Origin of the sequence: Variovorax guangxiensis (assembly GCF_003952165.1) — a bacterium.
Lineage (GTDB): Bacteria > Pseudomonadota > Gammaproteobacteria > Burkholderiales > Burkholderiaceae_C > Variovorax > Variovorax guangxiensis.
The window spans coordinates 104,967-128,420 of sequence record NZ_RXFT01000011.1 but is presented as its reverse complement, the minus strand read 5'-3'; the positions used below and the strand labels follow the sequence as shown (position 1 = coordinate 128,420).

28 protein-coding genes are annotated in these 23,454 nt (G+C 67.1%); 12 read left to right on the top strand and 16 right to left on the bottom strand.

Annotated features, from left to right (window positions below; genetic code table 11):
- Window positions 1–75: 75 nt before the first annotated feature.
- Window positions 76–684 carry a GNAT family N-acetyltransferase gene (locus tag EJP67_RS23795; RefSeq protein WP_126024188.1) on the top strand — a complete coding sequence of 203 codons (609 nt, stop codon included), beginning with the start codon at window positions 76–78 and terminating at the stop codon, window positions 682–684.
- On the opposite strand, the gene EJP67_RS23790 is transcribed toward EJP67_RS23795, so the two are convergent.
- The 3 genes from EJP67_RS23790 to EJP67_RS23780 all read right to left on the bottom strand — a co-directional run bounded on the left by EJP67_RS23790 (window position 678) and on the right by EJP67_RS23780 (window position 3,326).
- Window positions 678–1,400, bottom strand: coding sequence for a DUF899 family protein (locus EJP67_RS23790; protein ID WP_126024187.1), 723 nt, complete (start codon window positions 1,398–1,400; stop codon window positions 678–680). The two genes, EJP67_RS23795 and EJP67_RS23790, sit on opposite strands and share 7 nt — an antisense overlap.
- Window positions 1,401–1,500: 100 nt before the next feature.
- Window positions 1,501–2,403, bottom strand: coding sequence for an SDR family oxidoreductase (locus EJP67_RS23785; protein ID WP_126024186.1), 903 nt, complete (start codon window positions 2,401–2,403; stop codon window positions 1,501–1,503).
- Between the two features lie 53 nt (window positions 2,404–2,456).
- Window positions 2,457–3,326: a helix-turn-helix domain-containing protein gene (locus EJP67_RS23780; RefSeq protein ID WP_184636244.1), complete on the bottom strand. Its 870-nt coding sequence runs from the start codon at window positions 3,324–3,326 to the stop codon at window positions 2,457–2,459.
- Window positions 3,327–3,394: 68 nt separating this feature from the next.
- On the opposite strand from EJP67_RS23780, the gene EJP67_RS23775 reads away from it, so the two are divergent.
- Window positions 3,395–4,054, top strand: coding sequence for a glutathione S-transferase (locus EJP67_RS23775; protein ID WP_126024184.1), 660 nt, complete (start codon window positions 3,395–3,397; stop codon window positions 4,052–4,054).
- On the opposite strand, the gene EJP67_RS23770 is transcribed toward EJP67_RS23775, so the two are convergent.
- Window positions 4,051–4,953 carry a LysR family transcriptional regulator gene (locus EJP67_RS23770; protein ID WP_126024183.1) on the bottom strand — a complete coding sequence of 301 codons (903 nt, stop codon included), beginning with the start codon at window positions 4,951–4,953 and terminating at the stop codon, window positions 4,051–4,053. The genes EJP67_RS23775 and EJP67_RS23770 overlap by 4 nt on opposite strands.
- Window positions 4,954–5,084: 131 nt before the next feature.
- Between EJP67_RS23770 and EJP67_RS23765 the strand changes: the two genes are divergently transcribed.
- On the top strand, window positions 5,085–6,413 hold the full coding sequence (locus tag EJP67_RS23765; protein WP_126024182.1) for an MFS transporter: 1,329 nt from the start codon (window positions 5,085–5,087) through the stop codon (window positions 6,411–6,413).
- Window positions 6,414–6,456: 43 nt separating this feature from the next.
- Entirely contained in the window at window positions 6,457–7,560 is a 1,104-nt protein-coding gene (locus tag EJP67_RS23760) for a M14 family metallopeptidase (RefSeq protein WP_126024181.1), read from the top strand.
- 17 nt (window positions 7,561–7,577) lie between these two features.
- Here EJP67_RS23760 and EJP67_RS23755 read toward each other — a convergent pair whose 3' ends face one another.
- The 3 genes from EJP67_RS23755 to EJP67_RS23745 form a co-directional block, all read right to left on the bottom strand.
- Entirely contained in the window at window positions 7,578–8,378 is an 801-nt protein-coding gene (locus EJP67_RS23755; RefSeq protein WP_126024180.1) for an enoyl-CoA hydratase/isomerase family protein, read from the bottom strand.
- 31 nt (window positions 8,379–8,409) lie between these two features.
- Window positions 8,410–8,832 carry a hypothetical protein gene (locus EJP67_RS23750; protein ID WP_126024179.1) on the bottom strand — a complete coding sequence of 141 codons (423 nt, stop codon included), beginning with the start codon at window positions 8,830–8,832 and terminating at the stop codon, window positions 8,410–8,412.
- A gap of 90 nt (window positions 8,833–8,922) precedes the next feature.
- Window positions 8,923–9,195: a DUF2164 domain-containing protein gene (locus EJP67_RS23745; RefSeq protein ID WP_126024178.1), complete on the bottom strand. Its 273-nt coding sequence runs from the start codon at window positions 9,193–9,195 to the stop codon at window positions 8,923–8,925.
- A gap of 93 nt (window positions 9,196–9,288) precedes the next feature.
- Between EJP67_RS23745 and EJP67_RS23740 the strand changes: the two genes are divergently transcribed.
- The 3 genes from EJP67_RS23740 (at window position 9,289) to EJP67_RS23730 (ending at window position 12,298) form a co-directional block, all read left to right on the top strand.
- The gene (locus EJP67_RS23740) at window positions 9,289–10,476 is read left to right on the top strand and encodes a YncE family protein (RefSeq protein WP_126024177.1); all 1,188 of its coding nucleotides are present in this window, start codon (window positions 9,289–9,291) and stop codon (window positions 10,474–10,476) included.
- Window positions 10,477–10,571: 95 nt separating this feature from the next.
- On the top strand, window positions 10,572–12,059 hold the full coding sequence (locus EJP67_RS23735; protein ID WP_126024176.1) for a PPC domain-containing protein: 1,488 nt from the start codon (window positions 10,572–10,574) through the stop codon (window positions 12,057–12,059).
- 26 nt (window positions 12,060–12,085) lie between these two features.
- Window positions 12,086–12,298 carry a hypothetical protein gene (locus EJP67_RS23730; protein WP_126024175.1) on the top strand — a complete coding sequence of 71 codons (213 nt, stop codon included), beginning with the start codon at window positions 12,086–12,088 and terminating at the stop codon, window positions 12,296–12,298.
- A gap of 133 nt (window positions 12,299–12,431) precedes the next feature.
- On the opposite strand, the gene EJP67_RS23725 is transcribed toward EJP67_RS23730, so the two are convergent.
- A complete protein-coding gene (locus tag EJP67_RS23725; protein WP_126024174.1) occupies window positions 12,432–13,013 on the bottom strand; it encodes a hypothetical protein in 582 nt (193 codons plus the stop codon).
- A gap of 292 nt (window positions 13,014–13,305) precedes the next feature.
- On the opposite strand from EJP67_RS23725, the gene EJP67_RS23720 reads away from it, so the two are divergent.
- The gene (locus EJP67_RS23720; RefSeq protein ID WP_126024173.1) at window positions 13,306–14,727 is read left to right on the top strand and encodes a lactonase family protein; all 1,422 of its coding nucleotides are present in this window, start codon (window positions 13,306–13,308) and stop codon (window positions 14,725–14,727) included.
- Window positions 14,728–14,985: 258 nt separating this feature from the next.
- Here the strand turns inward: EJP67_RS23720 and EJP67_RS23715 are convergent, their stop codons facing one another.
- The 3 genes from EJP67_RS23715 to EJP67_RS23705 all read right to left on the bottom strand — a co-directional run bounded on the left by EJP67_RS23715 (window position 14,986) and on the right by EJP67_RS23705 (window position 17,212).
- Complete coding sequence (locus EJP67_RS23715) at window positions 14,986–15,894, bottom strand: DUF808 domain-containing protein (protein ID WP_126024172.1); 909 nt, start codon at window positions 15,892–15,894, stop codon at window positions 14,986–14,988.
- 91 nt (window positions 15,895–15,985) lie between these two features.
- Window positions 15,986–16,678: a PepSY-associated TM helix domain-containing protein gene (locus EJP67_RS23710; protein WP_126024171.1), complete on the bottom strand. Its 693-nt coding sequence runs from the start codon at window positions 16,676–16,678 to the stop codon at window positions 15,986–15,988.
- Window positions 16,679–16,693: 15 nt separating this feature from the next.
- Window positions 16,694–17,212 carry a GNAT family N-acetyltransferase gene (locus EJP67_RS23705; RefSeq protein WP_126024170.1) on the bottom strand — a complete coding sequence of 173 codons (519 nt, stop codon included), beginning with the start codon at window positions 17,210–17,212 and terminating at the stop codon, window positions 16,694–16,696.
- Between the two features lie 87 nt (window positions 17,213–17,299).
- Here EJP67_RS23705 and EJP67_RS33685 point away from each other — a divergent pair, with 87 nt between their 5' ends.
- Genes EJP67_RS33685 through EJP67_RS23695 form a run of 3 tightly spaced genes read left to right on the top strand, consistent with a single transcriptional unit; the run spans window position 17,300 to window position 18,014 of the window.
- A complete protein-coding gene (locus tag EJP67_RS33685) occupies window positions 17,300–17,449 on the top strand; it encodes a hypothetical protein (RefSeq protein ID WP_165909684.1) in 150 nt (49 codons plus the stop codon).
- On the top strand, window positions 17,449–17,730 hold the full coding sequence (locus EJP67_RS23700; RefSeq protein WP_126024169.1) for a VF530 family protein: 282 nt from the start codon (window positions 17,449–17,451) through the stop codon (window positions 17,728–17,730). Before EJP67_RS33685 ends, EJP67_RS23700 begins: the two co-directional genes overlap by 1 nt.
- On the top strand, window positions 17,727–18,014 hold the full coding sequence (locus tag EJP67_RS23695) for a 2Fe-2S iron-sulfur cluster-binding protein (RefSeq protein ID WP_126024168.1): 288 nt from the start codon (window positions 17,727–17,729) through the stop codon (window positions 18,012–18,014). The genes EJP67_RS23700 and EJP67_RS23695 overlap by 4 nt, the downstream gene beginning before the upstream one ends.
- Here EJP67_RS23695 and EJP67_RS23690 read toward each other — a convergent pair.
- Window positions 18,011–19,327, bottom strand: a complete 1,317-nt coding sequence (locus EJP67_RS23690; protein ID WP_240650758.1) for an MFS transporter — start codon at window positions 19,325–19,327, stop codon at window positions 18,011–18,013. The genes EJP67_RS23695 and EJP67_RS23690 overlap by 4 nt on opposite strands.
- Window positions 19,328–19,414: 87 nt before the next feature.
- On the opposite strand from EJP67_RS23690, the gene EJP67_RS23685 reads away from it, so the two are divergent.
- Window positions 19,415–20,065 carry an RluA family pseudouridine synthase gene (locus EJP67_RS23685; protein WP_126024167.1) on the top strand — a complete coding sequence of 217 codons (651 nt, stop codon included), beginning with the start codon at window positions 19,415–19,417 and terminating at the stop codon, window positions 20,063–20,065.
- 20 nt (window positions 20,066–20,085) lie between these two features.
- On the opposite strand, the gene EJP67_RS23680 is transcribed toward EJP67_RS23685, so the two are convergent.
- The 4 genes from EJP67_RS23680 to egtD all read right to left on the bottom strand — a co-directional run bounded on the left by EJP67_RS23680 (window position 20,086) and on the right by egtD (window position 23,370).
- Window positions 20,086–20,526 carry a universal stress protein gene (locus EJP67_RS23680; protein WP_007833935.1) on the bottom strand — a complete coding sequence of 147 codons (441 nt, stop codon included), beginning with the start codon at window positions 20,524–20,526 and terminating at the stop codon, window positions 20,086–20,088.
- A gap of 130 nt (window positions 20,527–20,656) precedes the next feature.
- A complete protein-coding gene (locus tag EJP67_RS23675; protein WP_126024166.1) occupies window positions 20,657–21,412 on the bottom strand; it encodes a 2OG-Fe dioxygenase family protein in 756 nt (251 codons plus the stop codon).
- Window positions 21,409–21,693: a DUF427 domain-containing protein gene (locus EJP67_RS23670; RefSeq protein WP_126024165.1), complete on the bottom strand. Its 285-nt coding sequence runs from the start codon at window positions 21,691–21,693 to the stop codon at window positions 21,409–21,411. The genes EJP67_RS23675 and EJP67_RS23670 overlap by 4 nt, the downstream gene beginning before the upstream one ends.
- A 780-nt stretch (window positions 21,694–22,473) precedes the next feature.
- Complete coding sequence (gene egtD / locus EJP67_RS23660; protein ID WP_240650767.1) at window positions 22,474–23,370, bottom strand: L-histidine N(alpha)-methyltransferase; 897 nt, start codon at window positions 23,368–23,370, stop codon at window positions 22,474–22,476.
- Window positions 23,371–23,454: the final 84 nt, after the last annotated feature.

Genomic DNA, 23,454 nt, shown 5'->3' with positions numbered 1-23,454 from the left:
AATTGCATTATATGAACCCAATGCAACTGCGTTGCGTTTTCTGCCGCGCCGGGGCCTTCGCCTACCATCGGCGGCATGACCGCCCTTTCCGATTTCTCCGCGTCGCCCTTGCAGCTCGTCTGGCCTTCGCGGGAACATCTCCCCGGCTACATTGCGGCGCTGGAGCGCGGCTGGTCGCCCAACAACCTCCGGCCCGAGGCCGGCCTGGAAGAGCTTGCCCAGATCCGCATCGACCCCGCGCGCTTTCTGGCCAGCCTCGTCGACCCGGAAGCCAAGGGCCCGCCCGTCTCGCTGCCCGATGGCGGCACCGTGCCGCGCCTGCCGGGCTACCGGCGCTGGATGTGGGACGGCGAGTTCTGCGGCAGCATCCAGCTGCGCTGGCAGCCGGGCAGCAACTCCCTGCCCGCCTACTGCCTCGGCCACATCGGCTACGCCGTGGTGCCGTGGAAAAGCGGCAAGGGCTACGCCAAGGCCGCGCTGCGCGCGCTGCTGCCCGAGGCGCGCGCCATGGGCCTCGACCAGGTGGAAATCACGACCGCCCCCGGCAACATCGCCTCGCAGCAGGTTATCCGCGCCAACGGCGGCGTGCTGGTGGAAGAATTCGTCAAGCTGCCCGCACTCGGCGGCACGCCGGAGCTGCGCTTCCGCATCGATGTACGCGGGCTCGCCCCGGCCGCTCAGTAGGCCAGCTTCGGATACCAGTCCGTCCCTCGGCCCTCGGGCGTCATGTCGAGCAGGTTCCAGATCGGCATCGGATCGGGCGCGCCGCGGGGGTCCTGCCCCGGGTCTGAAACTCCGGCGCCCATTTCGCCGGCCCAGAAATGACGGATGGTTCCATCGCTCTCGCGCCGGAACACGTTGAACGCGGGGTTGTCGCCGCTCTCGGGCGTCTCGCCCGCATAGTCGCGGTTGAAGGTGTTGCCCGCCGACGAATACAGCGGCAGGTAGCGCCAGCCGCGCTCGGCGGCAAACGCCGTCATCCGGGCGATGGGCGAAGTCGCGATCACCGCGAAAGCCACGCGCTGCAGGATGTCGGGCATCTCGCCGTCGTAGGCGCTCAACAGCGAAGTGCACATCGGGCACGGGCGCTCGCGCTTCGGGCCGAACATCCAGTTGTAGGTGATGAGCGTGCCGTGCCCGCCGAAGAGCCCGGAAAGCCGCACCGGCCCTTCCCTGCCTTCGAAGAGGTAGTCCTGCGGCACCACGCCGCCGGGCGGCAGCTCGCGCCGCTGCTGCGCCACGCGCTCCAGGTGGCGGCGCAGTTCGATCTCCTCGGCCAGGAGCGCCGTGCGGGCCTCGCGGTATTCGGCGCTCTCGTTGGGAAAGCGCACCGGGTTGGCCCTGGCCAGTTCGATGGCGGGCTTGAGCTGTGGCCGGGCCGGGGATGTCTGGGTCGCCATGGATCGCCTCCGGAAGAACAAACGATGAACGAGATTTCCTCACCGCGCGGCCGCCTGCACCTGTCAGCATTTGCCTGCTTCGGCCGCCGTCCCTGGCCTGCTACATCTCGAAAGGCGGAACCTGCCTGCCATCGATGTCGGTGAAACTGTATTCGCGCGCCAGGTCGCCTACGCGCAGCACCTCGCCGCTCCTGTCCATCACCATCGGGTCGCCGGCCAGCGCCGCGATGGCCCGTCCCACGTAGCGCGGCGACTCGGTGCGCGACAGTTCGGGGCGCTGCTGCCAGTGGGCCTCGTCGGTCTTGTGGCCGGCCAGCACGAACTCGGTGCGCATCCAGCCGGGCGACACCGCCACCGAGGCCACGCCGTGCGGCTTCAGGTCCTGCGCCATGCCGAAGGCCAGCCGCGTCATCGATGCCTTGGCCAGGTCGTAGAAGAGGCTGCCGCGCATGTAGTGGCCTCGGTCCCAGAAAGTGGTGGTGACGATCAGGCCCTTCTTCGCCCGCACCATCAGCGGCGCGGCGCAGCGGCTGGCCAGCAGGTGGTTGCGCACGCCGCGGTCGAACATCGAGTCCCAGTTCGACAGCGGGTGTTCCCAGAACGGCGCCTCGAACACGCCGGTGAAGGTCTCGTGGCCGCCCCAGGCGTTGTTCACCAGCAGGTCGATTCGGCCGGCCTCGCGCTCCACGCGGGCGAAGAGCGCGGCCACGTCTTCCTCGCTGGTGTGGTCGCAGCGCACCGCGATGCCGCGCCCGCCCAGGCGCGTGACCTCGTCCGCCGTGTCGTCGATGCTGCCGGGCAGCGCGGCCATGTCCGACAGGGCCATCAGCTGGCCGTAGGTGTCGGCGGGCCGCTCGCGCGTGCTGCGCCCGGTGACGTACACGGTGGCGCCGGCAGCGCCCAGTTCGATCGCGATGCCGCGTCCCGCGCCGCGGCTCGCGCCGGTCACCACCGCCACGCAGTCCTTCAGCGGCCGGCCTGGCGTCTTTTCTTCGTCGTTCATCCTGATGGCTCCTTTGATCCTTTTGCCTGAGAGCGGATGAAGATAGCCAGCGCTCAACCCGCCGTCTTGGAAGAACCCGAAACCGCCTGGTCGAGGAACTCGGTCGGCGTAACGCCGCACAGCGCGCGGAACTCGTTGACCAGATGCGACTGGTCGTAGAAGCCGCCCTCCAGCGCCACCTCGGCCCAGGCCGGCGAGGGCTGCTGCCGCAGCGCGCGCAGGCAGCCGTGCATGCGCGCGAGCCGGCTCCAGGCGCGCGGCGAAAGCCCGACGTGGGCATGGAAGAGCTGCTGCAGGCGCCGCTCTCCGACGCCCACGGCCGCAGCCACCTCGCGCAAAGGGCGCCGCCCACCGGAGTCTGCGATGAGTTGCGCCGCGCGGATGGCGGCAGCGTTGCCCCCGGCATCGTCATCGCGGAGCCTGCGCAGCAGCGCGGCCTGCAGCTGTGCCACACGCGTCGCGTCGTCACGCGCTTCGGTCATGCGTTCGAGCAGTTCCGCGCCTTCGCCACGCCAGAGCTCGTCGAGATGCACCGCCGTGCCGCCAATCTCTCCGGCCGGCAGTCCCAGCAGTGCGGCGGCGGCACCGGGGCGGAGGGTGACGGAAAGGCCCTCCACCTTCCGCCGCATGCGCAACATGACCGGCGTGATCGAGGCGCCGATGGCCTCCACCGCCTGCCCCTGCTCGTCCCCGACGAAAGGCGCATCGCCGAAGTTGAAGATCAGCCGTACAGCGCCGTCAGGCAACACCCGCTCGCGTACCTCGTGGCCGTCGGCAAGGTTCTCGCGGCACAGCATGAGGTGCGAGACATGTCCGCGCAGCGCGGCCGCGACCGGAAACGCGCGCAGCGTGCCGGCGGGTGCACCCGATTCCGGCCCGTGCAGCGGGTCGTCGTCGAGCCGGAGGAAGAGGCGTTCACCCATGGGCCCGATTGTCTGGAAAAACGGCCGTGGCATGTCCGAAAATCGGCTGCTTCGCCTGTCCGGATCGAATGCCTCCCGCCCTGCCCGTTCTCTACTCGTTCCGCCGCTGTCCCTACGCGATGCGCGCCCGCCTCGCGCTGGTCGCCGGCGGCCAGCGGTGCGAGCTGCGTGAGGTGGCGCTGAAGAACAAGCCGGCCGACATGCTCGCGGCCTCTCCCAAGGGGACGGTACCGGTGCTGGTCGCCGAAGACGGCGCGGTGCTGGAGCAGAGCCTGGACGTGATGCTGTGGGCGCTGCGCCGCAGCGATCCACACGGCTGGCTCCAGCCAGAGACCGGCACGCTGCAGGACATGCTCGCGCTGGTCGCCGCCTGCGACGAGGGCTTCAAGCCTCAGCTCGACCGCTACAAGTACCCCGACCGGCATGCGGACGGCGGCGAGCCCGCACGCGAGCGTGGCGCGGCCTTCCTGCGCGATCTCGAAGCCCGGCTCTCGACCTCGGCGAACCTGGCCGGCACCCGCACGACACTGGCCGACGCCGCCCTCATGCCCTTCGTGCGCCAGTTCGCGATGGTTGACGCGGCATGGTTCGGCGCCCAGCCCTGGCCGCGCCTGCAGGCCTGGCTCTCGGGCTGGACCGCATCGGAACTCTTCGAGCGCGCCATGCACAAGTACGAGCCCTGGAAGCCGGGCGAGGCCGGCGTGGTCTTTCCTCCTGCCCAGGCCTAGGCAGCCACCGCCGCCGCCGAGGCCCGCTGGATGCATTCGACGAAATGCTGCGCGGCCGGCGTCAGCAACTGCCCGCGCCGCTTGATGACGCTCACGCTGAGCGTCGGCAGCTCTTCCTCGATCTCCACGCGGCGGATGCCGTGGCGCTTGAAGGTCAGCGTGGCCAGCGGCTCGACGAACAGGCCGACGAGGTCCATCTGCCCGACCAGCGCCAGCGCCACCGTGACCGACTGCCCCTGGATCACCCGCGCCGGCGGCGGCAGCCCCAGCGGCAGCAAGGGCGACACCGCCTCGCGGCCGCTGAAGTGGTCGTCGCCCGGAAGAATCCACTCGGCCTTGTAGAGATCGCGTATCGATCTGCTCGCGCGCAGCGGATGGCGCTCGCGCAGGCCCACCACAAGCTTCACCGGGAAGAGCTCCATCGCCTCGAACTGCGGATCGAGCCGGCCCGGCACCACGTGCGCCACCGCGAAGTCGAGCGAGCCCTCGCGCAGGCGCGCAAGCATCCAGGGCAGCACGGTCTCGCTGAACTGCACGTCTACGGCGGGCAGCCGCGCGTGGAAGTCCTTGAAGGCCACCGGCAGCACGGTGAGCGCGAAGGAGGTGCTGACGGCCAGCGCCACCTTGCCGGTGAGACCGTCGCGGATCTGTGCGATCTCGTCGCGGACGCGCTGCATGTCGGCCAGCAGCAGCCGGGCGCGCGGCGCGAAGGCCTTGCCGAATTCGGTGAGCTGCACGCCCTTGACGCTGCGCTCCACCAGCGGCGCGCCGACCTCGCGCTCCAGCTCGCGCACGATCTTGGTGACAGCCGGCTGCGAGATGCCCAGCACGCGCGCGGCGGCACGGATGCTCAACTGCTCCACCACGGCCACGAAGGCATGCAGCTGGTTGGGTTTCATGAAAACCAAAAGTTATCTTCGAAGCCCAATTATTGTCTTTTCATGACAGCGGCGAATCTCTAGCATCCGGCGCGGCCAGGGCGTAGACCTTCGACCGACATTCCGAAAAGCAAAGCCAACACTGGAGACACATGAGCACCCCAAGCACCCGGCCCGCGCCGTCCTCGTCCCCCGCGCGCCGCCGCCAGACCATCGTGGCCACCACCATCGGCAACGGGCTGGAGTTCTTCGACTTCACCGTCTACGGTTTCCTGGCGCTCGTGATCGGCAAGCTGTTCTTCCCGACCTTCAGTTCCTACGGCCAGCTGCTGCTGACGGTGGCCAGCTTCGGCGTGGGCTTCATCATGCGGCCGCTGGGCGGCATCGTGATCGGCGCATACGCGGACCGCGCGGGCCGCAAGAAGGCCATGACGCTCACCATCTTCCTGATGGCGCTGGGCTGCGCCATGATCGCCTTCACGCCCACCTATGCAGCCATCGGCGTCGCGGCGCCCATCGTCATCGTGCTGGCGCGGCTCATCCAGGGCTTCTCGGCCGGCGGCGAGGTCGGCGCATCGACCACGCTGCTGGTGGAACACGCCACGCCGGCCAACCGCGGCTACATGGCGAGCTGGCAGTTCGCGAGCCAGGGCCTGGGCGTGATGCTCGGCGCCGTCGTGGTGGGTCTGCTGACCTTCACGCTGTCTGCCGAATCGATGCAGAGCTGGGGCTGGCGCATTCCCTTCATCATCGGCATGCTGATCGCGCCGGTGGGCATGTACATCCGCCGCCATCTCGAAGAGTCGCTGCACATCTCGCCGCGGGAGGCCGCCGCGCCGCGCGAGAGCAGCCTGAAGATCGTCTGCACGCAGCACGGCAGGACGGTGCTGGCGGCCATTCTTTCGCTGGTCGGCGGCACCACGGCGGCGTATGTCGTGACCTTCTACATGCCCACGTACGCCGTGCGCGAGCTGGGCTTCACGCCCTCGGTGGCGCTCTTCGGCGCCGCGCTCACCGGCCTCATCTCCTTCGCCTTCGCGCCCTTCGTCGGCAAGCTGTCGGACGTGGTGGGCCGCAAGACGCTGATCGTCTGGAGCCGCGTCGCGCTCGCCCTGCTGATCTATCCCGGCTTCCTGTGGCTGAACGCCTCGCCCACGCCCACGGTGCTGTTCGTGGTGCTCGGCGTGTTCAGCTTCGGCTTGGTCGTCCAGACGGTGCCCGGCATCACGATGCTGCCGGAGATGTTCCCGAAGGCGGTGCGCGCCAGCGGCATGTCGCTGGTGTACAGCGTGGGCGTGGCGCTCTTCGGCGGCTTTGCGCCCTTCATCAGCACCTGGCTGCTCAACGCCACGGGCAGCAAGCTCGCGCCGGCCTGGTACCTGGTGGCGATGACCGTGGTCTCGCTGCTGGGCCTGCTCTGGCTTCGCGACCATACGGGCCGCGACATCGACGCCGCCGGCGCCCATTCGGCATCGGCCTGACCCACGGCCTTCATCACCATTCAAAGCACAGGAGTCCCACCCCATGCAAGCACAACCCACCGCTGCCACGCGCTTCTTCTCGGGCACGTATGTCGAGGCCCGCGCCAAGTTCCTGGAGGCTGCCGCGCAGCGCGGCGCCGCCATCGAATCCTTCGTGATGGAAGCGCACAGGGGCGCGCTCGGCGAAGAGCTGGCCACCGACGTCGCGCTGGTCGGCGCCATCGACGCGAAGAAGGTGCTGCTCGTGAGCTCGGGCACGCACGGCCCCGAAGGCTTCTGCGGCTCGGGCACGCAGATCGCCACGCTCAACGACGCGGACCTGCTCTCGCGGCTGGAGCAGGCCGGCGTCTCGCTGCTGCTGGTGCACGCGGTCAATCCGCACGGCTTCTCGCACCTGCACCGCACGAACGAAGACAACATCGACCTGAACCGCAACCACATCGACTTCAACGCGCCGCTGCCGGTGAATGCCGAGTACGCCGAGGTCGAGCCCCTGGTGCTGCCCGCCACCTGGCCGCCGACGCCCGCCGACGAAGCGGCCGTGGCCGCCTACGTCGAGAAGCACGGCATGCGCGCCTTCCGCGCCGCCGTGACGCGCGGCCAGTACACCTCGCCCGACGGCCTGTTCTACGGCGGCACCGCGCCTTCGTGGAGCAACAGGACCATCCGCAAGATCCTGCGCAAGTACGCCGCCTCGGCCACGCACCTCGGCTGGATCGACGTGCACACCGGTCTGGGCCCCTACGGCCACGGCGAGAAGATCTACCCCGGCCGCAACACGCCCGAGGACCTGGCGCGGGCTCACGACTGGTGGGGCGCCGACGTGTTCGCGCCCTTCGCCGGCGACTCGGCCTCGGCCGACGTGTCGGGCCCTGTGATTTCCACCGCGTACGACGAATGCCCCAACGCGAAGATCGCGCCCATGGGCCTCGAATTCGGCACCCTGCCCGACCTGGAAGTGCTCGACCGCCTGCGCGCCGACACCTGGCTGCGCCGCCACCCCGAGGCGCCGGAAGCGCAGAAGCGCGAGATCCGCACGCGGCTGCGCGACGGCTTCTACTGCGACAACGACGAGTGGAAGGGGATGATCCTCGGGCAGACGCGGGTGGTGCTGCTGCAGACGCTGCAGGGGTTGCGCAAGGCCTGAGGCCGGCCGGTCTTTGTTCAGCCGAAGTTGGGCGCGCGCTTCTCGCGCAACGAGGCGACGCCCTCGCGCACACCGGCCCCCGCGAAGCCCATGAATTCGAGCGCCAGCGAGGCATCGAAGGTCGGGCCGGCCTGGCGCAACCAGTTGTTCAGCGCGTACTTGGTGAAGCGGATCGCGCTCTGGCTGCCGGCCGCGAGCCGCTCGGCCACCTCGTAGGCGCGGGGCAGCAGGTCGGATTCTTCCACCGCGAGCGACACGAGGCCGATGCGCTCGGCTTCCTCGCCGCTCACCGGCTCGCACAGCAGCAGGTGGTACTTGGCCTTGGCCATGCCGCACAGCAGCGGCCAGACGATGGCGGCGTGGTCGCCCGCCGCCACGCCCAGGCGGGTGTGGCCGTCGACGATCTTCGCGTTCTTCGCGGCGATGGAGATGTCGGCCAGCAGCCCCGCCACCAGGCCCGCGCCCACCGCCGGGCCGTGCATGGCGCTCACGATGGGCTTGTCGCAGTTGATGATGTTGTAGACGAGGTCGCGCGCCTCGCGCCACACGCGCTGGCGCACCGCGTCGTCGGTGGTCATGTCCTGCACCATGGCGAGGTCGCCGCCGCCCGAGAAGCCCAGCCCTTCGCCCCGCAGCACCGCGCAGCGCACGCTGTCGTCGGCCGACACGTCGCGCCAGATCTCGGCGAGTTCGCGATGGCCGTCATGGCCCGCCGTGGGCAGCTTGCCGTTGGCCGCCAGCATCCGGATGTCGAGCACCCCGCCGTTCGCGCCGCGGCGCTCGATGGCGAGGGTCTTGTAGCGGGCGGCGTAGTCCATGGCGGGTGTCTCTTTCTTTCGTCTCTTTGGGCTATTTCCTTGCCGCCAGCTCCCGGCAGCGCTGCACGTTCGCGTCGAAGCGCGAGGCCAGCCCGGGCTCGCACTCGTCGGACGGTGCGAGCCGGCACATGCCGACCACAGCGTAGTCCATCACCGCCGCCGTGCACATCGGGTACGCCGCGAGTTCGGGATTGGCCTTGCTCTTGAAGCCCCAGCGCTCCGAGAACTGCACTGTGCGGACCATCGCGCCGTGGAAGAAGCTGCGGTCTTTCGCGGCGATGGCCGCCTCCATGCGGGGCAGTTCCTCGTTCAGGTAGCCGACCGAGTCGAGCGGAAAGCCCGACGGGTCCTGCTGTGCGGTGGCGAAAGAAGCGGCGAGCACGAAGGGCAAGGCCGCAAGGGCGCGCAAAACGGAAGGAGTCGCGCGGCTTTGGGAGGTGCGGTGGAGGTGCATGGCTGCGAATTCTGCAACGTTTTGAAGCATTTCTGAACTCGCCACGATGCGCGGGCGCTACGCTGGCAGGCTTCGCTAGCGGCCTTTCTGCTAGCGGCCTTTCTTCTGCTTGTCGAATTTGCGCCAGTACTGGAATTCGTCCTCGTGCACCTCGAGGTCGATCTCCGAAACGCGCGCCTGCAGCCGCTCCTGCACTTCGGCCACCGCCCGGTTGTAGACCAGCGGCCCGATCTCCTCCAGGAAGAAACCGAGCAGCGCACCCGCCGCGACGTTGCCGATGGGTTCTTCCATGTTCTCGCGGAAATAGCGCTCGATGGAGGTGATGGCCTGCTGGCGGGCTTCCTTCGGTATCTCGATGGTCATGGGCTGTTCCGGAAGTTGGATCGACCGGCCCATTGTGCCGGCGGCCCCCTTCGCTACCATGCGCGCTCACAACAACACACACCGGAGACACCCATGAAGTTGCGTTCCACCGCGCTCGCGGCCGCGGCCCTTGCGCTCGTCGCGGGCTGCACGAACCTCACCCCAACGCTGCCCCAGCGCCAGCTGATGCTGGTGGCGAACGACGAGAAGCAGTCGTGGAACGACGCCGGCGCAGTGATCCTCGGCCCGATGGGGCGCGACACGGTGCAGGTGCTGGACATCGGCACCGATCCGCTGGCGCCCAAGGTGCTCGGCACGCTGCAGCTGGACAACACCATCGCCGGTCCGCCGACCAACCTCGCGATCACGCCCGGCGAGACGCTGGCGCTGGTCGCCAACTCGCTCAACGTGGTCGAGGACAACGGCGCGCGCAAGCAGGTGCCCGACAACCGGCTCTTCGTGATCGACCTGACCACCACGCCGCCCAGGCTGCTCGACACGCTGCAGGTGGGCAGGCAGCCCTCGGGCCTGTCGATCAACCGCGCGGGCGACCTGGCGCTGGTGGCCAACCGCGCCGACAACTCGGTGAGCGTGCTGCGCATCTCGGGCAAGAAGGTGACGCTGGTCGACACCGTGGCCATGGGCGACTCGGTGGCGCACGTGCGCTTCACGCCCGACGGCAAGCGTGCGCTGGCGGCCAAGTTCCCGAGCCACAAGATCGCGCTGCTCGACGTGAACGGCGAGAAGGTCAGCTACAACAAGGTCGACCTCGCCGCAGGCCTGTGGCCCTACAACGTCGACGTGACGCCCGACGGCAAGCTCGCGCTGACCGCCGACAACGGCAACTCGGGCGCCTCCGACGGACAGGTCGACACGGTCAGCGTGATCGACATGGAAGCCGCGCCGCCGCGCGTGGTCGACAAGGTGGTCGTCGGCGACGGCCCCGAGGGCCTGGCCGTGAGCCCGACCGGCAAGCATGCGGTGGCGGTGATCCTGCGCGGCAGCAACGCGGCGAAGAACGCCTACTTCTACAACCGCAACGGCTCGGTGGTGCTGCTGAAGATCGACGGCAAGAAGGTCACGCGCGCCAACGAGGTGGTGGTGCGCGGGCTGCCGGAGGGTGCGGTGTGGAGCGCCGATGGCAGGTATCTGTACGTGGGCAACTTCATCGACCAGGATGTCACGATCCTGCGGCTGGACGGGGATACGCTGGTACCGACGGGGAAGTCCCTTTCGCTGCAGGGCCACCCGGCAGCCATGCGCGGCGCCACGACACACTAACGAGACGAGATCGGGGCTGCCGCGCACAAATGAATCGGCTTTTCTTCGAGCCGTTAATCGAAGACTAAAAATCGAAATATAGGAAGAGGGAATTCATGTTGTTAGCTTCATTGAAACGTCTCTTGACGGTGGCGGTCTGTGTTCTGTCTTGTCTGGGAGGGCTTGCGAATGCAGGCCCCATCGACAACCCCAGCGTTGTCAATACAAGCCTTCCGGGAAATCAGGCCATAGCCGGGCTCTCCAGCCTGGTTGCGAGCGGGAACGGCGAAAAGCTCTTGCACTGGATGGACTATCCCGCCGCGACCGGCTATGTACAACGCATCAGTTCTGCCGGGGTACTTTCGCCGACAAAGATGGCGGTGCCGGTTTATTCATATGGCATCTCCACGGACCGCGTGGGGAACTTCACCGTCACGAGCGCAAACGCGAACATCACGCTCTACGACCGCAACGGGAACATTCGAACAAGCTCATTCAGACCTCATCTCAATGCGAGTGCTGCCCTGACTAGCATGGACGCGGATGGCAATCTCTCGATTTTTTATTCGACCTCCGTCAACCAAACTTCGGCGCTTGCGCTCAGGCGTTTCACGGCTGCGGGCATTCCTCTGGGCAACGAAACCCAGGTCTTGGCTCCCATAGCAAACACCGTGAGCGTCAACACCATGGTCAGTGATGCGGCCGGAAACATCACGGTGTCCTGGATTGTGGTGAACAATTCCTCGAGCAACAACTTGGCGCTCTACATGCAGCGCTTCAACAGTCAAGCGCAGCCGATCACCTCGCCAACGATCATTCCTTCGACGTTGCCAGGGGCACGAGACGGTGGGGTACTCGCCACAAGCCCGCAAGGTTCTTTCGTCATCGCATGGAACTCCACCCAGGACGGACTCACCTGGGATTCCTACGTGCTGCGATTTAATGCGTCGGGCTACGCCGTTGGATCGCCCATCCGGCTGAATCAGACAACGCAGCAGTCAAGTCCTCAGGCCCATGTGAGCATGACCGAAGATGGCAGCTTCGTAGCAACCTGGAGAATGCAGGCGACACCTCCAGCAACGGGATACATCCTCTACGCCAGGCAATTCATGAGCGATGGCACTCCCATCGGCAACGAGTTCCAGGTGGATCCTGGTTTCGCCAACGTGTTCTATGCGAACTCTGCAATCGACAAAGCAGGCAACTTCACCATCGCATGGACAGCAGCGAACCAACCTGTCAGTGACTATGACGTGAAGATGCGGTCGTACAAGCTTGACACCCAGCCTGCGATCACCGCCTTGGCCAATGGCCAGCCAGCGCAAGGGCTTGCCGGCAGCACTGGCAGTTGGAAATACTTCAAGATCACGGTGCCACCCGGCATTGCGCAAATGAACGTCAGCATGACCGGGCCAGCTGGCGGTGATGGAGATATGTACATCCGCTTTGGCGGTCTGCCGAGTGCAACGGCCTGGGACATTCGTCCCTACGTCAATGGCAGCAACGAGATAGCGAACATCAGCAATCCGCCACCTGGTGACTTCTACATCGCGATCTACGGATACATCGGCTATTCCGGCGTCAGCCTGAACGTCAGCTACTGATATCCCGCCGGTACACTCCCGCTCGCATGACAAGACCATCCCGCCCTCTCCGCACCCTCGAACGCGGCATCCTCTGCCTGGTGATCGGCATCGCCGTCCTGCTGGCGCCGCGCTTCCTGCAGGGCACGCGCTGGTTCGAGATGGTGGCGGGGGCCTATCTGGTGGGCTGGTTCGCATTGGTGCTGGGCATCGCGCTGATCGTGGTCGAGCTGGTGAAGCTGGGCAGGAAGCGCGAGTAGGGAAAAATCCGCAGCGCGGCGGGCTGGCGCAGCAGCAGCCAACGGCACGAAGCGGCGCGCCCCGGTGGACGATCATGAACTGCCGTGGGAAGACAGCTCAGCCGCATTCAACGCACAGGACCACGGCAGTTGGTCATCTTGGATCGATGACATCGAACTCGAACTGCACCGGGGCGGAGTCTTCGACGTAGGCGGTGATCAGGTAGTGGCCGGGAGGATCGCCCTCGACCACATCCCAGGACTTCGCAATGGTGCCGTCGTGGATGGTCAAGGTCACGTCCAGCGAAAGAGTCTTGCGGTCCGCCGACATGCCGTAAGGCTGGCCGCCGGTGCCCCATGTCTTCGGGGTTTCCGGCAATGTCATGCGTTCGAGAACGCGGACCTTGCCGGTCTTCCGGTTGAGCTTCAGGATCCAGCCGTAGTTCTGGTTGATCGTCCGGGGGACGGTGTTCGAAGCCTTGAAATCCAGCACGTCGTTGTTCGGCGCCAGCTTGAAGAGGCCGAAGACCGCATCGAGCGGGCACGTCCCATTCGCTATCGGGGCGTTGGCGCAAGCCTTGAACACGGCGGCATTCGATTCGGAAACGGAGCCATGCGACGCGGCGGGGCTCGGGAAGTCGCTGGAACCGCGCGGGGTGGCTCTCGCGGTTTGAGCGCCGGTGTGGGTGCACGCGGCCGCAGTGAAAAGAACGAGAAGGTGGCGAATTTTTTTCATGGCAAATGAGCTCGGCAAATGGGCTCGGCAAACGACCAAGGCCTGCATCATGATCCAGTTGGCCCACAGCGGCATCCGGCGGCGGATTCAAGCGGTCGTTCCACGCCAGGCGACGGACGGCAGCCCCGGACTGGTTGCCGTCAGCCGGTATGGCCTGCTGACATCCGGCGCGGCAGCGGATGCTGTTCATAGGCACGGCCATCGGGCATGCGGACGGCGGCCAGTCGCGGGGCGTGCAAATGGAAGCGTGTCCCGATAACATCGCGGCCACATTTGTTTCCCAAAGAAAAAAATGCCGCCGCTGCCCCCTCGCACCCACCTGAGCCTCGCCCTGGCCATCGCCGTGCCCTTGATGCTTGCATCGTGCGGCGGGGGCGGAGGCGGCGGCTTCTCCTTCACGCCATTTCCTGCGGCCAACGGCGGCGGAGGCGACGCACCGCCTCCTCCTGCACCGCCCCCGGGCGCACCGAAGTTCGCCGTCGGCGGCACCGTCACTGGCCTGGCAGGCAGCGGGCTGGTGCTGCAGAACAACGCGGGCGACGACCTGGCCATAGGCGCCGATGGCAGCTTCAGCTTCGCCACTTCGCTGGACGACGGTGCCGACTACGGCGTGACCGTGAAGACGCAGCCCACGGCGCTGCAGGTCTGCGTTGCGAAACAGGCCTTCGGGACGGTGGCGGGGGCGGCAGTGAACTCGGTGAGGGTCAATTGCTCGGAGGCCGGAGCCGATCGTTTCGGCTTTGCGGCCAACGAGCGATCGAATAATCTGACTGCATACACCGTTTCTGCGGATGGCAGTTTGTCGGCAGCCACTCCCGCTGCGTACTCCCTGGCAGGCACCCCCCAGCACGTGACAGTGCATCCCTCGGGGAAAAAGCTCTACGCCAGCATCTACGTCGGTACCAAAGGCGTCACCCAATACACCATCGATCCCGCCGGCACGCTGTCGCAAGACCTCAATATCACCACCGGCGTCGGCACGAGCCCGGTTTTTGTCGGCGTCGAACCCAAGGGGCGTTTTGCCTACGTGATCGGCGACGGGCAGATCCATCGGCTCAATATCGACGCCACCACCGGCGACCTCGACGGCAGCACGGCCGTGGCCGTGGCCGGCGGCAACAGCCGCAAGCTGGGTTTCGATCCCGACGGGCGATTCGCGTTCGTGCCCAACGGTGCGTCCGTCGAGGTGTTCCGCCTGGACCAGGGCACCGGCGTTCCGATCTCGCCACCCGTGCCGGTCGCGCTGCCGGTCGGCGGCTTCGTCGACGTCGCGGCCGAACCCAGCGGGCGTTTCGCCTACGTGAGCACCGGCAACAACCCCGGCACCCTGCTCGCTTATTCCATCGACCAGACCACGGGCGCGTTGACTTCGATCGGCTCGGTGCCCTCCGGCAACACGCCCTTCGGCATGGCCATCGATCCGACCGGACGCTTCGTGTACGTTGCGAACCGGAACTCCCACGACGTCTCGGCCTACGCCATCAACCCACGAACCGGCGCGCTGACAGCGGTACCGGGCCAACCGTTCTCCGTCGGAGGCAACACGCCCAACTCCGTGACCGTGGATCGCACAGGCCGGTTCGCCTACACGGCGAACCAAGGCGACAACACGATCTCGATCTTCACGATCGACCGGACCACCGGCGCGCTCGCTCTGCAAACCGCGCGACCAGCCGGAGCCAACGGGCCGCAGTTCTTCGCGCTCACGAAGTAGGTAGCGCGGGCTCCGGGTCAGGCCCCGCTAGTTTCGCGAATGGGCCCGCAGCCGCATCTGCAAGGCTCGGAACAGGTCAGATGAGGCGCAACGCAACTGCAATACGCAGTTACGCAGTTACGCAGTTACGCAGTTACGCAGTTACGCAGTTACGCAGTTACGCAGTTGGCGAAGGCCACAGAACGCCCCTCGGTGCAGCAGCGGCCATCCGCCGAAGCTCAACAGCCCCTCACACCAACAACCGGCAGCCGGACCGCGTCAGGCCTTCTTGCCCCGCATCTTGCCGACCAGCTCCACCGCGCCCAGCACGATGGCGCCGGCCACCAGGCCCACGCCGGCATTCACGCCCATGGAGCCCAGCGTGCCGAACACGCCGCCAGTGGCCTTGGCCCAGTCCTCGACTGCATGGCCCAGCGCCGGTACGCCGTGCACCAGGATGCCGCCGCCCACGAGGAACATCGCGGCCGTGCCGGCCACCGACAGCGCCTTCATGAGCCACGGCGCCGCTGCCAGGATGCCCCGGCCCAGGGCCTGGGCGCCCGCGCTCGCGCGCCGGCTCAGGTAGAGGCCCGCGTCGTCCAGCTTCACGATGCCGGCCACCAGGCCGTAGACGCCGATGGTCATGATGAGCGCGATGCCCACCAGCACGCTCAGCTGGGTGGTGAAGGGCTGGCCCTGCACGGTGCCCAGCGTGATGGCGATGATCTCCGCCGAGAGGATGAAGTCGGTGCGCACCGCGCCCTTGATCTTGTCCTTTTCCATCGCGACCACGTCGATCGAGGCATCGGCCATGGCCTTCTCGTGGCGCTGCGTGTCGGTGTCGTGTTCGTCCTTGTGCAGGAACTTGTGCGCCAGTTTTTCCGCGCCTTCGAAACAGAGGAAAGCGCCGCCGATCATCAGCAGCGGCGTCACCAGCCAGGGCAGCCAGGTGCCGATGGCCAGGGCGGCCGGCACGAGGATGGCCTTGTTGACGAAGGAGCCCTTGCACACGGCCCACACCACCGGGATCTCGCGCTCGGCCTTCACGCCGGTGACCTGCTGCGCGTTGAGCGCGAGGTCGTCGCCCAGGACGCCGGCCGTCTTCTTGGCGGCTACTTTGGTGAGGACCGATACGTCGTCGAGAACGGTCGCGATGTCGTCGAGCAGCAGGAGCAGGCTGGAGGCCATGGGCAGGATTCGGGCTGAAAAGGAAGCGGCGAGCTTATCCGCAGCCGGGTTGCGCCCCCGCAATACCCGTACGCCGGCGCCTCCCGGGCCCTCAGAGCGCGCTCAGCGCAATGGCCAGCATGGCCGCGAGCGAGGCGCCGAAGAGCGCCAGGCCGACGCGGCGGCGCCGGTGCGTGAGCATCCACAGCACCACGCCCGAGATCGACAGGAAGATCAGGCTGCCGGCCAGCGTATCGACCAGCAGGATCCAGGGCAGCGGCATGGCGCCGCCCTTGTGCATGTTGGTGAGCGTGGCGACGAAGCCGTTGCGCGTGGTGGTCACGCCCACCGAGCGGTTGCCTTGCCAGTATTCGGCCTGGACGATCTCGTTGGGGCCGCCGAAGTTGAAGATCCAGTGCGCCGGCTGCGTCAGCGCGGGAGCCGTCTTGTCGCTCTTGTCGGCCCATGCGACGGGCTTGGCAGCCTCGACGCGGCTGGAATTCGGCGGGCCGCTCATGCGCAGCGCCTCCTGCAGCCAGCGGCTCATGGCCTCGGGCGTTTCCGGCACCGGATCGGGCAGCGCCAGCTGGGCACGGCTGCGCTCCTGGGCCTGCGGCAGCTTCAGCACGTTGCGATGGTTGAGCCAGATGCCGCTGAAGCCGAACAGCAGCCCCAGCACCGCGCCCCACAGGCCGAACCAGCCGTGGGTGCGGCGGATCCACTGCACGGTGGCCGTGCGGCGCTGGTGCGAGCGCACGCGCGCGGCATGGCCGAGGGAGGAAGAACTGCTGCCGGCGGCGTCCATGTGGCGGTCGCCGGCTCAGGCCACGTTGCGCTTGAGGCGGATTTCCTCGATGCGCACGGTGCCGATGGCGGTGGTCTTGGCGGTCTTCATCTCGCGCTTGAAGCCTGCGAGCTCGTGGAAGCGCATGGCGCGGTCGTTGCGAATGGGCACCCAGATGGTGACCGTGGTGCAGCCCTCTTCCTCCAGGCCTTCGCGGGCGGCGTCCCACAGGGCCACGCCGGCGCCCTTGCCCCAGTGCTCGGGCTTGACGTAGATGGCCCAGATCTCGCCGGTGGTCGGCGGCGTCTTGGGGTCGCGCGAGCGGTCGAAGCCCACGAAGCCGACGACCTCGCTGCCTTGCACCACCACGTGCACCTGGGGTTCGCTGTATTCGATGGCCTCGCGCCACTTGGCTTCGCGCGAGGCCGGGGCCAGCGCGCGCAGTTCTTCCTCGGGAAGGATGCCTTCGTAGGCGGCCTTGACGGAGAGTGCGTGGATTTCTGCGACGGCCTTGGCGTCGCGCAGGGTCGCGGGGCGAACTTCGTAATCTGACATGGATGCGGGAAATCGGATGGAACCGGCTATTGTCGCCGCACCGCTAAACTGCTGGCCGCATACGTCGCAACTACAGGAGAAACCGACATGGCCAAGGGTCAGCAACGCAGCAACAAGGAAGCGAAGAAGCCGAAGAAGGACACCTCGCCGCCCAAGCCTGTGAGCACTGGCGGCATCGAGCCGGTCCGCACCATCACGACCGAAGTGATCCCCCGCGGCAAGCTCAAGAACAAGTGATGAGCGAAGCGCCAGCGCCCGCCCCCAGGCCCCAGCCTCGCAATCCGCTGCACGGGGTCACGCTGGAGGCCATCGTCACGGCGCTGGCCGGCCACTACGGGTGGGAGCGCCTGAGCGAGCTCGTTCCCATCCGCTGCTTCACGCTCGACCCGAGCGTGAGCTCCAGCCTCAAGTTCCTGCGCAAGACGCCGTGGGCGCGCGAGAAGGTCGAGAGCCTGTATCTCTTCATGCTGCGCGAGCAACGCCGCGAGCAGCACCAGCAACAGCAGCAGCAACCATGAAGGTCCGGATCGAGCCTTCGGGCCTCGACTTCGAGACCGACGCCGAAACCACCCTGTTGAAGGCCGCCGAGGCCGCCGGCATCGAGCTGCCGAGCTCGTGCCGCAACGGCACCTGCCGCACCTGCATCTGCCTGCGGCTCGCGGGCGAAACCCGCCACATCATCGAATGGCCAGGCCTGAGCGCCGAAGAAAAGGCCGAGGGCTGGATCCTGCCCTGCGTGGCACAGGCGCTGGGCGACGTCACGCTCGAAGTGCCGGGCGCGCGCTCCCTGTTTGCCGACTAGGCGGCCGGCGGCCTGACCGAAGGCGCCGCCACCACCAGCCGGTCGCGCTGCGCCAGCGACGGAAACAGCTTGAACCAGGTCAGCGCGACCAGCATGGTGCCCACGCCGCCCACTACCACCGAGCCGACCGGCCCCAGCAGCGCCGCCGTGGCGCCCGACTCGAACTCGCCGAGCTGGTTGCTCGCGCCGATGAAGATCGAGTTGACCGCGCTCACCCGCCCGCGCATGGCGTCGGGCGTTTCCAGCTGCACCAGTGTCTGGCGGATCACCACGTTGACCATGTCGGCACCGCCCGAGACCGCCAGCGCGATCAGCGAGACGACGAAGCTCTTCGAAATGCCGAACACCACCATGCACAGCCCGAAGAGCCCGATGGCCAGCAGCAGCGTGCGCCCGATGTGGCGCTCCACCGGCCGGCGCGTGAGCGCGATGGACATCACCAGCGCGCCCACCGCCGGTGCGCTGCGCAGCAGGCCCAGGCCCCAGGGACCGGTGTGCAGGATGTCCTTGGCATAGATCGGCAGCAGCGCCACCGCGCCGCCCAGCAGCACCGCGAACAGGTCGAGCGAGACGGCGCCGAGCACGGGCTTGCGCTTCCAGATGAAATCGACGCCCGCGAACACCGTGGACAGCGTCACCGGCTCGCGCGCGGCCGGCGTGTAGGCATAACGCAGACGCAGCACCAGCGCGCAGGCGACACCGAAGAAGGCCACGCTGGCGCCATACACCACCGCCATGCCCGCCACGAACAGCAGGCCGCCAAGGGCAGGCCCCCCGATGATCGCGCCCTGCATGCCCGCCGAGCTGAAGGCCATCGCGCGAGACAGCATGGTCGGCGGCACCAGCAGCGGCGTCAGCGCCTGCTGCGCCGGCATCTGGAAGGCCCGCACCGCGCCCAGCACCAGAGAAAGGCCCAGCAGCAGGCCGCGCGTGTCGTGCTTCTCGAGCACCGCCAGCAGCAGCACCAGTGCCACCAGCCCCTGCACCGCGAAGCAGGCCGCCACGATGCGCCCGCGATGGTGACGGTCGACGATGTGCCCGGCCAGCAGCGCCAGCAGCAGCGCGGGCACGAACTGGTAGAGGCCGACCAGACCCAGGTCCCAGGCGCTGCCGGTGAGCTCGTACATGTGCCAGCCGATGGCCACCAGCAACATCTGCGAGGCGGCCGTGCCGAAGAGGCGCGCCGTCCACATCTGCATGAAGGGGCGTTCGCGCGTCAGGTCGGAGAAGCTGGGGGGAGAAATCGCTGCGGCCGTCGATGTGGCTTGGGCGTCGGGGGAAGAGGAAGCGGAGGCTTGGGCGGGGCCGGACATTCGTCCGAGGATAGCCGAGGCCGGATGAGCGGGGCGTGAGCCTGGGCAAGGGGCCCGGCGCCCCGCTGTCTACACTCTGCGGCTTCCATGACCGCCCCGCCGCCACTGCAACCCGTTCACGAAGACCCGTACCTGCTGGTACTCGACAAGCCTGCGGGCCTGCTCTGTGTGCCCGGCCGCGGCGAGGACAAGCAGGACTGCCTGAGCGCCCGCGCCATGCGGCAGTGGCCCGACGCGCTGATCGTGCACCGGCTCGACATGGCCACCAGCGGCCTGGTGCTGATGGCGCGCGGCATCGAGATGCAGCGCGCGCTGAGCGCGGCCTTCGCCGACCGCGAGGTGCACAAGCGCTACGAAGCCATCGTCGATGGCGCGATGCCGCTGCGCAAGGAGTGGTCGCTGATCGACGCGCCGCTGATGGCCGACTGGCCGCGCCGCCCGCTGCAGAAGATCGATCCGGAGGGCAAGCCCAGCCTCACGCGATGGAAGGCGCTGTCAGTGCTGCCCGGCGAGCCCGCCGCCACACATGTGCTGCTGGAGCCCCTGACGGGCCGTTCGCATCAGCTGCGCGTGCATCTGCTGTCGATCGGACATCCGATCCTGGGAGATGCGCTGTACGGCGACGCCGCACTGCAGGCGCGTGCGGCGCGCCTGCTGCTGCATGCGAGCGAACTGGGATTCGTGCACCCGGTGACGCAGCAGAGCCTTTTCTTCAACCGGCCGCCTGATTGGACGTGACGGGCTGGGCCCCTGGCTGCTCAGCCGCCCTTCACCACCAGCACGGGCATGTTCGCGTCCTGGAGCACACGCTGCGTCACGCTGCCCAGCAGCAGTTTCTCGATACCGCTGCGGCCGTGCGAGCCCATCACGATCAGGTCTGCCGCGATGGCGATGGCCGTGTCGACGATGCCTTCGTGCACCACGTGGCCATCGATCACGCGTTGGTCGCTGTGAAGGCCTTCCGCCGCGAGCGCCGCCACACCGCGTGCGAGGGCGGCATTGGCACTGGCAGTGGCCGCCGCGAGGTATTCGTTCTGGCCGAGCGCGTAGTCCGCGCCCACGCCGATGAAAGGGTAGTTGTCGATCACGTGGATCAGCGTGATGCGGCTACCGAAGGCCAGCGCGAGGCCGCTGGCCTTGCTGACGGCGAGCATGGAAGTTTCGGAGCCGTCGATCGGAACCAGGATGTGATTGAACATGGCGGGACCTCGCTTTCGTTCGCAGACAGACTCGGCCCATACCGGACCGGGGACCCGAATTTAACCGTTGTTGCGCGGAGCAGGCTGTAGGACTCGTGCCAGCAAGGGCAAGCCCCGAGATCGCCCAGCTTCAGTCCCCCTGGAAACCCTCGGCCCGGCAGGTGATCACCAGCGTGTCGCGCCAGCCCTCGCCGCCCTCTTCGAGCGGCTGGATCGGCGTCGACTCGTGGATCACGCGCGCATCGTCGAGCAGCAGAAGCGTCCACGGCTCGGTCATCGTGAAGCGCTCGCCGCGCCTTCCGTTGGCCTCGAACACGCGCGTCTCTCCGCCCTTGATGCCGTGCCGCCCCACGAGCGCGACAGCCACCAGATCCACGCCATCGCGGTGCGCGCCCTCGGGCGTGGGGCGACCGATGCCGCCCGCGGTGTCGATGCGGAACTGGTGCGCCTCCACGTACCAGCGCTGCGCCGCACCGCGCATCTCGCTGCTGGCCTTCCCGAGCTGCTGCAGCAGCCGCTTCCACACCGGCTGCGCGATGGTGGCGTCGAGCATCGGCGCGAACCAGCGCTGCATGCCGCCATGCAGCGCGTTGTATTCCACCGGCTGCCAGTGCGCGCGATGCGGCACCTGGGCGAGCGTGGCCTGCTCGTCGGCTTCGACGGTGAAGCAGGCATGGCGTCGCGTGCGATAGCGGCCGCCGTCCTTCAGGTAGTCGTCGGGCGGAAGATCGTTCCAGTCGGCATGCAGCGCTTCGAGCTGCGCGACCGGGAGACCGAGCCATTCGGCTACGCCTTGGGGACTCAGCACGGCATAGCCTTGATCGCGCAGCGCGGCGGGCAGCTCGGCCGGCGAAATGAACGGAGGAGTGAAGGCGGCGGTGGTCACTGCGCGCTGACCTTCACGTCCTTCCAGAACGCGACGCGGTCGCGGATCTCTTCGGCTTCGGGCTTCGGATCGGCGTAGTACCAGGCGGCGTCGGTGTTGAGTTCGCCGTTGACCAGCAGCGAGTAGTAGTTCGCTGTGCCCTTCCAGGGGCAGGTGGTCTTGTGATTGCTGAAGGTGACGAAGTCGCGGTTGAGCGAACTCATCGGGAAATAGTGGTTGCCTTCGACGAGGACTGTGTCGTCGCTTTCGGCGATGGTTACGCCGTTCCAGGTTGCTTTCATGGTTTTCGGGGTCTCCGGGGGCGGCCGGGTGCCGCTTTTCGGGGGTTATTGTGCCGCTGCTGGTGGTTTGGCTTTTTTGGTGGTTGTTATCTACCCTGCTGGGGGTTTGTTTTCCGGGGCCGGGTCTCGGCCCGGCGGCCGACCTACTTTTCTTTGCTTCGCCAAAGAAACGTAGGCAAAAGAAAGGCGACCCTACTGTCTGCGTCCCTTCGCTTCGCTACGGGCAACCTGCGGTGCTCGACTCCGGAGGGGGTCCGCAGAACTCGCTCCACTGCGTTGCGCTCAAACAGCTGCGGCCCTGATCCCTCCTACGTCTGCGCTCCTCGGCGCAGCCAGAAGGGATCGACACGCGCCATCGCTGCGCTCGGCTTTTGAACAGCCTTGGACTGGCCTTTGCTTCGCTCGGCCGGGGATGCACGTTAAGGAACCGATCTCTGCAGCACTAAGTGCATGCAAGCCGACCGCCCTATACCAAGCACAGCAGGCGCGAAGCGCCTGCTGTGCCTTGGGGGCCGAGCAACGCGATGGCCCGGGCATCTCCCCTCTGGCTGCGCCGAGGAGCGCAGCGTTTCGCGGATAAGGGCTCGCAGCTGTCTGAGCGAAGCGAGTTCTGCGAGACCCCGCGAAACGCGAGCACCGCAGGTTGCCCCTTCGCAAAGCGAAGGGGTCGCAGACAGTGGGGTCGCCTTTTCTTTGCCTACTTTCTTTTGGCGAAGCAAAAGAAAGTAGGTCGGCCGCCGGGGCGAGTCCCGGCCTCGGGAAGCAAACAACCCAAAGGACTCAAGCAGCCAACCAGTGCACGCTGAACAGCCTCTCAGGATCAGTCCAAACCGCCCCAGGCCGAAACCCAGCCCTCACAGCCAACGCCCGAAGCCCCTCAACAGTGAACTTATGCGAGTACTCCGTATGAATAGTCTCGCCTTCCTCAAACCCGAACACCTGCCCATTCAAAGAAACACTCTGAGCCCGCCGACTCACAAGATGCATCTCGATCCGCTGCCGAGGCGCGTTGTAGAACGCCGCATGCGAGAACCCATCGAGGTCGAAGTCAGCATCCAACTCAGCATTGGCCCGACGCAACAGATTCAGGTTGAACTCCCCCGTAACCCCCTGCGCATCGTTGTAAGCCGCATGCAACCGCCCCGGATCTTTCACCAGATCCACCCCGATCAGCAGCCCGCCTCCGCGCAACATTCGCGCAGCCAGCTGCAGAAAAGCCAGCGCCTCATCGGGCTCGAAGTTCCCGATCGTCGACCCGGGAAAGAATCCAACCCGTCGACCTGAACCAGCCATGGGCGCAGGCAGCACCAGCGGCATCGTGTAGTCGGCCGCGATAGGCTGTACCACCAGCTCCGGATAGTCCGCCTTCAGCCGCTGCGCGGCCGCCTCCAGATACTCCCCCGAGATGTCGATAGGCAGATACCGCTTGGGCGTCTCCAGCGCATCGAGCAGCAGCCGAACCTTGGTCAGCGACCCCGCCCCGAACTCGACGATCTCCGCATTCGGCCCGATCTGCCCCGCAATCTCGCCAGCGCATTCACCAAGAATGCGCAGCTCCGTACGCGTCGGGTAGTACTCGGGCAGTTCGCAGATGCGGTCGAACAGCTGCGAGCCTGCCGCGTCGTAGAAGAACTTCGGAGAGATGCTGCGCGGCGAACGCGCCAGTCCCGCCTGCATCTCGCGGCCGAACTCCGACAGGGGCGCTGCAGTTGCATCGGCCCGCGACGAAGACGAAGCTGCCGGCTTCTGCCGCGCCTTCGC